Source organism: Psychrobacter sp. TS_SC_6 (genome assembly GCF_056156305.1).
Genome location: NZ_CM149590.1, coordinates 401229 through 413054, shown reverse-complemented (window position 1 = coordinate 413054; position 11826 = coordinate 401229). Strand labels below are relative to the sequence as shown.

9 protein-coding genes are annotated in these 11826 nt (G+C 43.7%); 1 reads left to right on the top strand and 8 read right to left on the bottom strand.

Annotated features, from left to right (window positions below; genetic code table 11):
• Positions 1 to 14 precede the first annotated feature (14 nt).
• The 7 genes from AC0J5Y_RS01780 to AC0J5Y_RS01750 all read right to left on the bottom strand — a co-directional run bounded on the left by AC0J5Y_RS01780 (position 15) and on the right by AC0J5Y_RS01750 (position 8716).
• Positions 15 to 1625 carry a carboxyl transferase domain-containing protein gene (locus AC0J5Y_RS01780; RefSeq protein WP_475131264.1) on the bottom strand — a complete coding sequence of 537 codons (1611 nt, stop codon included), beginning with the start codon at positions 1623 to 1625 and terminating at the stop codon, positions 15 to 17.
• 124 nt (positions 1626 to 1749) lie between these two features.
• A complete protein-coding gene (locus tag AC0J5Y_RS01775; RefSeq protein ID WP_475131263.1) occupies positions 1750 to 3504 on the bottom strand; it encodes an AMP-binding protein in 1755 nt (584 codons plus the stop codon).
• 340 nt (positions 3505 to 3844) lie between these two features.
• Positions 3845 to 5113: an FAD-dependent oxidoreductase gene (locus AC0J5Y_RS01770; RefSeq protein ID WP_475131262.1), complete on the bottom strand. Its 1269-nt coding sequence runs from the start codon at positions 5111 to 5113 to the stop codon at positions 3845 to 3847.
• Positions 5114 to 5299: 186 nt separating this feature from the next.
• Positions 5300 to 6019 carry an amino acid ABC transporter ATP-binding protein gene (locus tag AC0J5Y_RS01765; RefSeq protein WP_475132053.1) on the bottom strand — a complete coding sequence of 240 codons (720 nt, stop codon included), beginning with the start codon at positions 6017 to 6019 and terminating at the stop codon, positions 5300 to 5302.
• Between the two features lie 183 nt (positions 6020 to 6202).
• The gene (locus AC0J5Y_RS01760; RefSeq protein ID WP_011512706.1) at positions 6203 to 6871 is read right to left on the bottom strand and encodes an ABC transporter permease subunit; all 669 of its coding nucleotides are present in this window, start codon (positions 6869 to 6871) and stop codon (positions 6203 to 6205) included.
• Positions 6868 to 7614, bottom strand: coding sequence for an amino acid ABC transporter permease (locus tag AC0J5Y_RS01755; protein ID WP_475131261.1), 747 nt, complete (start codon positions 7612 to 7614; stop codon positions 6868 to 6870). The genes AC0J5Y_RS01760 and AC0J5Y_RS01755 overlap by 4 nt, the downstream gene beginning before the upstream one ends.
• A gap of 109 nt (positions 7615 to 7723) precedes the next feature.
• Positions 7724 to 8716 (bottom strand): glutamate/aspartate ABC transporter substrate-binding protein, encoded by a 993-nt coding sequence (locus AC0J5Y_RS01750; protein ID WP_475131260.1) that lies wholly within the window; start codon positions 8714 to 8716, stop codon positions 7724 to 7726.
• A 563-nt stretch (positions 8717 to 9279) separates the two neighbouring features.
• Between AC0J5Y_RS01750 and hslO the strand changes: the two genes are divergently transcribed.
• Positions 9280 to 10260: an Hsp33 family molecular chaperone HslO gene (gene hslO, locus AC0J5Y_RS01745; protein ID WP_475131259.1), complete on the top strand. Its 981-nt coding sequence runs from the start codon at positions 9280 to 9282 to the stop codon at positions 10258 to 10260.
• A 100-nt stretch (positions 10261 to 10360) separates the two neighbouring features.
• Here hslO and AC0J5Y_RS01740 read toward each other — a convergent pair whose 3' ends face one another.
• Positions 10361 to 11824, bottom strand: coding sequence for a PGAP1-like alpha/beta domain-containing protein (locus AC0J5Y_RS01740; protein WP_475131258.1), 1464 nt, complete (start codon positions 11822 to 11824; stop codon positions 10361 to 10363).
• Positions 11825 to 11826 lie beyond the last annotated feature (2 nt).

Here is an 11826-nt window from a genome sequence, read left to right as displayed (position 1 = left end):
TATATCGTTCAATACTACATTCTAAAGACACCAAAGTTTGTCTCTTCAATCGTCGCATTATGAGCGGCGCTAAGTGCTAATGCCAACACATTACGAGTATCAGCAGGGTCAATCACGCCATCATCCCATAGACGAGCGGTGGCATAATAAGGATGACCTTGCTCTTCGTACATCTCACGAATCGGCGCTTTAAATGCAGCTTCGTCTTCATCACTCCATGCTTCGCCTTTACGGTCAAAGTTATCACGCTTCACAGTTGCCAATACTGAGGCTGCTTGCTCACCGCCCATCACAGAAATGCGTGCATTTGGCCACATCCATAAGAAGCGCGGACTATACGCACGTCCACACATGCCATAGTTACCCGCACCGAATGAGCCACCAACGATAACGGTGAATTTAGGTACTTTAGCATTCGCCACTGCCATCACCATCTTAGCGCCGTGACGAGCAATACCTTCGTTCTCATATTTACGACCGACCATAAAGCCGGTGATGTTTTGTAGGAATATCAAAGGAATTTTGCGTTTACAACACAGCTCAATAAAATGCGTGCCTTTTTGTGCAGATTCACTAAATAAGATGCCATTATTGGCAATAATACCCACTGGCATACCTTCAATATGAGCGAACCCACAAACCAGCGTCGTGCCAAAGCGTGCTTTAAATTCATCAAAGGCACTGTCATCAACGATACGGGTAATAATCTCTCTAATATCAAATGGCTTGCGCTTATCAGTTGGAATAACACCATACAGCTCTTTGGCATCATAGCGCGGTGGAAGTGGTTTGATTTGATTCGGAATCTGTTTAGCAGGACGATTTAGATGGCTGACGATATTACGCGCTATTGATAACGCATGAGTATCGTTTTGCGCCAAATGGTCAACCACACCTGACAGACGCGTATGCACATCGCCGCCGCCCAAATCTTCTGCTGTGACTTCTTCACCTGTTGCGGCTTTCACCAATGGCGGACCGCCCAAAAAGATGGTTCCTTGATCTTTGACAATAATAGATTCATCGCTCATCGCTGGCACGTATGCACCGCCAGCGGTACAGCTACCCATAACCACCGCAATCTGTGGAATGCCAGCGGCACTCATATTCGCCTGATTAAAAAATATACGCCCGAAATGCTCTTTATCAGGAAATACTTCATCCTGATTGGGCAAGTTTGCACCGCCAGAATCAACTAAGTAGACACAAGGCAAGTTGTTTTCTTGCGCAATTTCTTGGGCACGTAGATGTTTTTTCACCGTCATTGGATAATAAGTGCCGCCTTTTACGGTGGCATCATTACAGACAATCATACACTCAGTGCCGTTAATACGACCGATACCAGCAATCACGCCCGCCGCTGGAATATCTTCACCATACATGTCATGCGCCGCCATCGGAGCCACTTCTAAAAATGGCGTACCGACATCAAGCAAACGCTCGACACGCTCGCGAGGCAAGAGTTTGCCACGAGCTAAATGCTTGGCGCGTGCACGCTCTGAGCCACCTTGGGCGACTTTACGCAGGTGCTGATACAAGTCATCGACGACCTCTTGCATGGCAGCACGGTTTTGCTGAAAGTCGCTTGCGTTTGGACTCAGTTTACTGGTTATGATAGCGCTCATGATATCCCTTCTCTTTAATGCGTAAATGCGAGTAGCTTGTTATGCGAATTATTTTGACTACTGGTTATTTTAGTTTTTACCAATATGAGTTATTAGTAAAATAAGAAGTAAAACGGCTCAATTTTTATAAGCCTAACTCTTCTCTCATTTGCTCGATAATCTTATATTTTTGAATTTTACCAGTAATGGTCATTGGGTATTCGGTCACAAAACGATAATAGGCTGGCACTTTATAATGGGCAATATGCTCACTACAGAACTGACGTACTTCTTCTTCCGTTAAGCTGCCCTCTTCCTTGGGGATGATCCAAGCCGCCAATACTTCACCATACTTTTCATCAGGAACACCAACAATTTGCACATCACGAATTTTTGGATGACGGTATAAATAGTTTTCAATTTCTACCGGATAGATGTTTTCGCCGCCGCGAATGACCATGTCTTTACTGCGCCCAACGATTTTGACATAACCATCTTCGTCCATCGTTGCCAAATCACCCGTATGCATCCAGCCATCTTGAATGGCTTCGCGCGTTTTAAAGCGACTGCCCCAATAGCCTTTCATCACTGAGTAACCGCGAGTGAGCAACTCGCCCGTCTCACCTAACGGTACAATCTCACCTGTTTCTGTGTCGATGACTTTTACTTCAAGTGCTGGCTGCACCAGACCCACGGTCGCTACTTGCTTTTCAAGAGGCGTATGCTCATTGGTCTGGCAAGAGACCGGACTGGTCTCTGTCATGCCATAAGCAATGGTCACTTCACTCATGTGCATCTTATCAATGACGCGGCGCATGACTTCGATTGGACAACTAGAGCCTGCCATTATGCCGGTACGCAAGGTCGATAAATCAAAATTATCAAATTCAGGATGGTCAAGTTCGGCAATAAACATCGTCGGCACACCATGCAAACCAGTACACTTTTCGTCTTCGACTGCTTGCAAAACAGTCAATGGTTCAAAGCCATCATTCGGATAGACGATACAACCACCGTGCGTTAGGATGGCCAAATTACCAAGTACCATACCAAAACAGTGATACAACGGCACAGGAATACAGAGTCTGTCCGTCTCACTGAGGTTCATTGCCTCACCAATAAAATAGCCATTATTTAAAATATTGCGATGGCTTAAAGTTGCCCCTTTTGGCGTGCCCGTCGTACCACTGGTGAACTGCACATTGATCGCATCCGTGTTTTTAAGCTGGGCTTGACGCTCCGCTATTCGTGGATCATTGGCATCGCCCTCCGCCATCCATGCCGAAAACTTTTGCATAAAGCTAAACTCTTCATCGCTGTTTGGCTCATCAATCCAAATAATACGCTCAATAGTCGGAATCTCGACCAAATCTAACTGCGTGTAGTTTTTATGATAAATCTCAGGACACAGCTCGCGTATCAAACTGGCGTAATCACTGCTTTTAAAGTGACGCATCAGAACCAGTGCTGAGCAGCCCAGTTTATTTAAGGCATATTGCAGCTCAAAGACACGGTAAGCTGGATTAATATTGACTAAAATAATACCAACCTTGGCCGTTGCCAATTGCATCAATAGCCATTCAGCATTGTTGTGCGACCAGATACCGATACGATCACCAATCTCAAGCCCCATCTCAATCATACTGCTTGCCAGCTGATTGACTTGCTGTTGCAACTCTCGGTACGTCCAACGGATATTTTGATGGCAGACAACCAGTGCTTCGCGTTCAGGATATTTGGAGACGATGGCATCAAAGAAATCACCGATGGTCGCTTCAATCAGCGGCACCTCAGGACCTTTATCATAGCTTTGAGTCAATGGCGCATTTGCTGAGCGCGCGCCCATATTGATAGAGGGAATATTATTTAGAATGCTATCAAAATAGATATTTTGAGTCATAACGAGTCCTTTCGTTTTACTTTTTATAATGCTTATTAGTCGCCTGCCACCCATTCATTCTTCCTTGAACAGGTCTCGACTAGCGTTAGCTACTATACCGCCTTAAATCGAATGCTGTCAATAATAGTAATACAATATGTATCATTTAATTAGGATGTAATGGTAATGATTTATTAAAGATAGCATAAAAATATGGCAGATATTTGACACAAAAAAGCCAGTCACGCTATGTATAGGTGGCTGGCTTTTTTCAGCACTAAATTTTAGAGTGTTTTCAATTTAAAAACATGATGCATGTTTAGCAATCTAAGACCATAAACTACAGGCAATTTAATAATTACTATGCTGATACAATTGGCGGCGCTTTAATAGTCACGGTTGCGCTGACCTCATTATTATCATCGAGCAAATTCATAATAAGCTCATCATCCGTTTCGGTGGCTACTTGCCAATTGCCGTTTGCTTGCGGCACGCCTGTTACCATCACCGAAATCGCTTTATTTTTTAGGCGAATCATCGGTGGTTTATGCTCATAACCGCTATGCTCTAAACCTAATACATCATCAGCAATCGTCGCTGCCTGCGCACGTAGTGGCGCTACATAGCGGCAGGCAACACCATTGATAGACATACAATCACCAATCGCATAGATATTATCGGTAGTGGTACGCAGCGTTGGTGCATCTACCTCGATACCCGTACGGCGATTAAAATCAACCCCAGCGGCACTTGGTAATGTAGTGTCAACGGTCAAACCCGTACTGGCAATCACATGGTCAACGATCAGTACGCCAGATTGCTTAGATTCTGTAGGTTCTGTAGGTTCTGCGTTAGAAGCAAATGGCTCATAGCTGACTTGCAACTTACCAATAGTGTTTTCCTCTTCATTACCCTCACTGATACGAACAACATCCGTAACCAGATAACCGCCTAAAAAGTTAATACCTTGTGATTTAACGGCCGCTGCAATACGCGCTGTCGCTTTTGGCGGTAGCATTTGTGATAGTGGTGCATCGTTCAAATCAATGAGTGTCACCTGATGACCAGCTTTAAGTAAGTCTTCTGCAATCTCCGTCCCAACCATGCCCGCGCCAACAATGGCAACGTGCTGACTGCCTGTTGCTAGCTTTTCTTGTAGCTGTCCAAAACGCTCAATATGATTGACATGCCATACCAAATCTTGTGGCAAGCTCTTAGGGAAAATAGGGTGAGCGCCCATGGCTAAAACCAGCTTGTCATAACTGATGTTCGCATAATTGGTATAAACAGGATCTGAGCGTAGCACTGAGATAAGCTGTACCGTTTGGGCAGCAGCATCGATATCCGTGACTTGTGTATTTGCAAGTAAGGTCACTTGTGCCGCTTTTGCTGCATCAGCGCCAGTCGCGCGTACCAAGTCTGATGCCTGCTTGTTTTGGCTGATTGCCATGGTAAGCATCGGTTTATGATAACGATCGCCATTGTCTGTGGTGATCAAAGTAATCAACACGTCTTTGTCTTTGGCGCGAATGGCATCAATCACGTGCCAGCCAGCCAAACCTGCACCAATGATGACAATACCTTTGGCGTCTGTCGCTGTAGTAATAGGAAATGTAGTTTCTGTGCTCATACTGACTCCATAATAGATGAGAGATTATATTGTTTTTATGATAGTGGCTGCCATTGTATCAGTAAACAGGTATTCACTCACGTATTCAGTCACATAGGCGTTTATAGAGTCGCTTATATGGTCGCTCAAATAAAAAAAGCGCCTACTAAATAGGCGCTCTAGATACATCAATTCTAAATGACTGCCTTAATGATTGAGAATCTTTGATAAGAACATTTGCGCGCGGTCACTTTTCGCGCTTTCAAAAAACTCATCCTTGCTACAGTTTTCAACGATATGACCTTCATCCATAAAGATAATCCGATTGGCAACCTGACTGGCAAAGCCCATCTCATGGGTAACACACATCATCGTCATGCCCTCACGGGTTAGCTCAACCATAACATCAAGCACTTCTTGAATCATCTCAGGGTCAAGTGCTGAAGTTGGCTCATCAAAGAGCATTGCCACTGGATCCATTGCTAACGCACGTGCAATCGCGACACGCTGCTGCTGCCCACCGGACAGCTCAGCTGGATACTTTGCTGCTTGCACCGTTAGCCCGACGCGGTCTAGATATGCCATGGCTTTTTGCTTGGCTTCCGCTTCTTTACGTCCCAATACTTTGATTTGTGCGACAGTCAGATTATCGACAATCGTCAGATGCGGGAACAGCTCAAAGTGCTGAAAGACCATACCGACACTACTACGTAATTTTGGCAAGTTGGTTTTTGGCGCGCCAACGGAGATACCGCTGACTATAATCTCGCCTTTTTGAAAGGGCTCTAGCCCATTAACCGTTTTTATCAAGGTCGACTTGCCGCTGCCTGATGGACCACAAACGACGACGACATCGCCTTTATGCACATGGGCACTACAGCCGGACAGTACTTGAAAGTCACCATACCATTTACTCACATCACTCATTTGGATGACGATTTCATCGCTTGCATGACCAGTGTTAGTGACCAGTCCGCCAAATTCATTTATATACGTGTCAGTATTATTCCTTACTGGCTCATTCATCACTGGCTCCTAACCACATTATTTTCATCATTATTAAATAAAGCTCTTAACGTACAGGTGTCGATACGAATTTATTGAAGATCATTAGAATCTTAAACGCTTTTGTACTTGTTGTACGCCAATAGAGGCACTCAAACTGATAATAAAATAAACAGCGCCTGCTCCTAATATATAAGGCGTTAATAAACCCATGAGCTCACCGCGTACATAAGCGGCACGGAAAAAATCCGTCAAGCCGATTGCAAAAACCAATGTCGTATCTTGGAATAAAATAATACATTGCTGCAAAATCAGCGGTAGCATCTTACGAAATGCCTGCGGCAAAATAATCAAGCGCATCGTTTGTCCATAGGTCATACCGAGCGCTTTGGCAGCATTGACCTGCCCACTACCGATAGATTGGATACCCGCACGTACCACCTCTGAAAAATATGCCGCTTCAAACATCATAAAGGCGACCACACAGGAGGTAAAAGCTGTATCGAGTTGCAGGTATTTGCCAGCAACCCAAAAATAAATCATCGGTACGGCAAAATAAAACCAGAGCAACACCAGTAGCAATGGCACAGAACGGAAATAATTGACGTATAGTTTTGCAGGTATCTCAAGCGCTTTGATACCAGACAAACGCATCAAAGCCAATACCGTCCCTAAGCTGAGACCGCCTAAGATTGCTAAAAACAATACTTTTAAAGTCGTCAGCATGCCACCCATCAAACCGGGATAGGCAGTTGCAAGTTCGGTCATATTCATTTTTGACTCCCTGCAATTAGCCCAGGCACACGCAATTTACGTTCAATTAGCCCCATAATGGCAATTAAAGACAGATTAAACACCAGATAAACAATGGTCGCATAGGTATAAATCTCAAGACTGTTTTGGGTATATTCACTGATGGTTTTGGTCTGACTGATCAGCTCCATTACCCCAACCAAAGACGCAACTGAGGCGTTTTTAAAGCAGTTTGTCAGCTCTGAGCTCAGCGGCGGTAAGATAATCCGAAACGCTTGTGGCAGCAGTACTTCTTTATAGGCTTGCGGGATACTAAAGCCAAGCGCATAGGCAGCATTGATTTGTCCTTGAGGTAGTGACTCGATACCAGTACGTACTTGTTCAACAATACGAGCTGCGGTAAATAAACCAAGACCGATACTGGCTGACAGCATGGCTGAGGTATTAGGAGACAAGTCTTTATACCACCACTCTTGTATGGATGGTGTGAGCCAGCCTGGGGCGATATAAAACCAGAAAAATAATTGTACCAATAAGGGAATATTACGGAAAAACGTCACATAAGCAGTACCGATAGCACGTGCGCCTTTATTCGGTAAGGTACGCATGATGCCAAAAATAGTACCAACCACCATGGCGATTGCCCATGCAATACTGCCAATCAATAACAACCAACCAAGACCAGTAATCATCCAATGGATATACAGCTCGCTACCGATACCGGTCTGCTCAAAGAGCACACCCCAGTTCCAGCTATAATTCATAATTGTCTCTCCGAGCAACGGTTGAAAAGCCCACGCGTTCAGACTGCTATCAAACTATTTGACAAACAATCTGAACGTATGAGCATGCTATGTTGAGGGACAAGAAGCGTTATTGCGCAGTCGCTACTTTTGGCTGATCGCTATCATGTGGATTGGCAATCAATGCTTTTAAGTTATCTGACATCTCAAAGTTTAGATTGACATTTTTTGGTGGAATTGGATTTAAGAACCATTTGTCATAGATGCTATTGATCTCGCCTGACTTAAAGACATTGACCAGTGCTTCGTCGACCACCGCTTTAAACTCTGGATCGTCTTTACGCATCATACAACCATAGATCTCAAACGATTGTGGCTCACCAACAATGACCCATTCATCCGGATTTTTTGCTTTGGCTTTTTCACCTGCTAACAATACATCATCCATCATAAAGGCATCGGCACGACCGTTCTCTAGCATCAAAAAACCTTCGCCATGGTCTTTTGCTGAGATGACATTGATATCCATCTTTTTGTCAGCGTTATATTCACGAATATAACGCTCTGAAGTTGTACCCGCAGTCGTGACCAAGGTTTTACCCTTTATATCATCAAAACCCTGGATACCTGAATCTTTTTTGGTCAATAAACGCGTACCGATTTCAAAGAAGCCGTTAGAAAAAGCGACTTGTTTCTGACGTTCTTCATTATTGGTTGTTGAACCACACTCAAAATCCACTGTGCCATTTTGTACCAATGGGATACGTGTTTGTGAGGTGATAAGGTTATAACGAATTTTTAAGTCCGGCATATTGAGCTTTTCTTTTACCGCTTCAACCACTTTCATCTCTAAATCGTGTGCATAGCCGATTGGCTGATTTGGGTTATCAGCGATATATGAGAACGGAATAGAGGAGTCACGATGACCGACGACGATGGTGCCTGATTCTTTGATTTTATCTAAGGTACCATTGGTATTTGCGGGCGCTTCAGCGGTCGTACCATCTGCTGATGTCGCCTCGGTGCTGGTTTGACTGCTATTATTACAGCCTGCTAGAGCTAGTGCCATAAAAGCAACTAACGTTAATGGTTTGGATATAGAGGTAGAAAGAAAGTAAGTCATGAGATATGTCCTTTTATCACATTGCCACAAGATTGGAATGACATTTAAGTGCGATGGAAACCGTAAAAAAACGCTATAAATTTGCGTTTATAGGCCCTATTGCTATGCATCCTTGCTGTTGCTGTTGCTGTTGCTGTTGTTTATCACTATGCAACTTAATGTTACTGTACAACAAATTGACTGACGAAAGTAAACTTTTTTTACTCTCTTTACTCTTTTCGATTTTTAATTTATCTAAGACAATAATCCCTAAATAAAACAAGCTCTAACGTCATTAATATAGGTACATATTTGATAAGACTGATAGAGAAATTCATTTTTCATAAACGTCATTTCTTACGTCAAAAATCTACTATAGTCAGTTTTAAATACAAAAAATACAAAAATTATATGGCGCTACTGGTATCAATTTTGCTTGCTGACTGTGCCTATGTAGACAGAGGCTGCGAATATTAATCCCAATAGCGTTGTATTCTTTTAAAAGTGTATCTACTATAGATACGATTGATAAATCCGAACCCATCCCCATAAAGCTAGCAACTTCTTAATCTTATAAATGACCTATGACCCAAGATACCCAGACTCCGAATGCTCCTGAACAAAATACTGATCTGATGCAAGATAACGACATTCGCCAACGCTTTTTTATTGAAGACTCTCCGGTGCGCGGTGATGTGGTACGCTTATCGCGTAGCTATGCGATGACCATTGCGCAAAAGCCTTATCCTGAAGCACTAAAACGCTTACTCGGCGAGATGTTGACGGCTGCAAGTTTGCTGATTGGTACTGTTAAAATCAATGGTCGCTTGTCGATTCAATTGCAATCATCAGATAGCGATAGTTTGCTGAACTGGGCGATGGCTGAATGTGATCAAAACGGTATTATCCGCGCTCTTGCCAGCTGGAAAGCTGATACTGAAGAGCACGTGCGAGCATGGAGTAATATGCTGCATGCTAAAGAAGCGTTTGCTGAACTCGGTGCTACTGGTCAGGGCGTATTGTTTATCAATATCCAACCAGATGGCGGCGAGCCGTATCAAGGTATTGTTGAACGTAGCCATGACAATTTGGCAGATTGCTTGGCGCATTATCAAAAGCAATCGGCACAGATTCCAACGCTGATTAATTTGGCATCTGATGGTTTACAAGCGGGTGGCATCTTGGTGCAAATGCTGCCACGTACCGCTCAAGAAACCTACGAAGTTGAACAAAATGAAGATGCTGGTATCGATGATGACTTGTGGACACGGTTGTCTGTATTGACGCGTACACTGAAAGCAGAAGAATTGACCACGCTTGATACCAATGAGATTTTGTATCGCTTATATCATGAAGAAAAAGTCGTTGCTCCTGAGCCTATCTCGCTATCCTTTGGTTGTACGTGTTCACGTGAGAAGTGTGAGATGGCAATCGAGCAAATCGGCGAAACAGAAGCATTGGATATCGTTGCAGAGCAAAACGGTACCTTTGAGATGGATTGCGGATTCTGTGGTGAGATTTACAAGTTTAATAAAGACGATGTGGCAGCGATTTTTGCTGAGTAGTCTTTTATCTGATTGATTTAAGCTTTTAGTCATAAAAAAACCCTCAAGTGTGATGCTTGAGGGTTTTTAGCATTAGTCTGATTATTTTGTATCTCTTATTCTAAACCTCATAGGTTTCTGGATAAGAATAAATACGCGGGTTCAGCGCATATTTTGCTTCATGTGCATCGCCTAATCCATCATCCAAAAGCCAAGCAATGATTTGCTGATGCACTCTATCGCTGTAGATTAAGTTCATATGGTTTACCCCATAAAAAATAGCTTTGTGTCCCTCTGGTACTGCCAGCGTATGCTCTTCAGTATGCTCACCCAGTGCTGACTCTACCGAAACCAGTCCATCACCCAATAAACTTGTGGTCTTAAATTCAAAATGGGTCTCAACCATCACTGCTGCTACCAGATAGGTATTCACATGCAATGGCAAGTGCGTAGGATGACGAAAATCTGCTGGTAGCACACTACGCCCCTCTAACGCTTGCCAGTCAGCATCTCGAATACTACCGTAACGCAGATCAATGATACCCGCACTGCGCATATCACCAAGCTTTGCCAATGACCCAGCAAAGGGCAATTTAGCGATTTTATCTTGGACAAAATGCCCAATCTGCTCCAAACTTGCGCCATGATGCGGCGACCCTAAAGTCACCAGATTACTCACCCTTTTGACCCAGCTAAAACCTTGCTCTTTGCCATAAAACAGTGCGCTACGGCTTACCAAACCGCCCATACTATGACCGACCAAATCAATCTGGGTGATGTCAGGATTTTTTTCAACCAAATCTTGCAACACTTGAGCAAAGCTACGTCCATTACTTGAGATACGTCGACCTGTATTATAATTTAAGTACAAGACAGTCGATGATGGCAAGCTACACATGAGCGCTTTTGCCAGATTATTCTCACCAGATATCGTCCAGCTTAAGTGGCTTAAACAAAGTCCATGGCATAAAATAATAACGCGCCCTGACAACACAGCGCTTTGCACCCGATTATTGGTATCATACAGCACCATCGATACTGCTAATGGATTTTGATGCGTAATCAGATGATCGCCCATCACTCCGTTTAGGATATTGACCATGCGCCGCAAGTTCTTTGGTAATAGTCTGACCTTTTTGGGTTTTAAAACAGTATTATAAAGGTGCAGACCTGAGGCTAAATTATTACCAATCAGCTGCATCGCCTGACGTACCGTACCATAAATGCGTCCCGTGATACCCTGTTGCCAGCGCTCGACATTTCCTTTATTAAACCGCCCTAAAGGACGCAGTAATATCTCACGGTGGATGGCTTCTACAATGTCAGTCACCTCGACCACACCCGTAGTCGCAAGCTGTGCCAATCCTTCAAAAAAACCAACCAATGAGAGCGGCTGATACGATTGAACGTCACTATGATTCACGCTTTTTTCAGTCAGCTCATCCACATAGATATAGTCAAGCTTATCCAGTTCCTCATAGACATCGCCTTGAAATCCTATATCGATAGCAGATTGCTCATCAGAAGGACGCCGAGTCGTTGCAAATAAATCATGGATAGTTTCTAAAGGTTTTGGACTGAGCATAA

Coding starts and splice junctions, on each gene's coding strand:
- AC0J5Y_RS01780 (WP_475131264.1), bottom strand. CDS start 1,625: ATGAGCGCTATCATAACCAGTAAACTGAGTCCAAACGCAAGCGACTTT.
- AC0J5Y_RS01775 (WP_475131263.1), bottom strand. CDS start 3,504: ATGACTCAAAATATCTATTTTGATAGCATTCTAAATAATATTCCCTCT.
- AC0J5Y_RS01770 (WP_475131262.1), bottom strand. CDS start 5,113: ATGAGCACAGAAACTACATTTCCTATTACTACAGCGACAGACGCCAAA.
- AC0J5Y_RS01765 (WP_475132053.1), bottom strand. CDS start 6,019: ATGAGTGATGTGAGTAAATGGTATGGTGACTTTCAAGTACTGTCCGGC.
- AC0J5Y_RS01760 (WP_011512706.1), bottom strand. CDS start 6,871: ATGAATATGACCGAACTTGCAACTGCCTATCCCGGTTTGATGGGTGGC.
- AC0J5Y_RS01755 (WP_475131261.1), bottom strand. CDS start 7,614: ATGAATTATAGCTGGAACTGGGGTGTGCTCTTTGAGCAGACCGGTATC.
- AC0J5Y_RS01750 (WP_475131260.1), bottom strand. CDS start 8,716: ATGACTTACTTTCTTTCTACCTCTATATCCAAACCATTAACGTTAGTT.
- hslO (WP_475131259.1), top strand. CDS start 9,280: ATGACCCAAGATACCCAGACTCCGAATGCTCCTGAACAAAATACTGAT.
- AC0J5Y_RS01740 (WP_475131258.1), bottom strand. CDS start 11,824: ATGCTCAGTCCAAAACCTTTAGAAACTATCCATGATTTATTTGCAACG.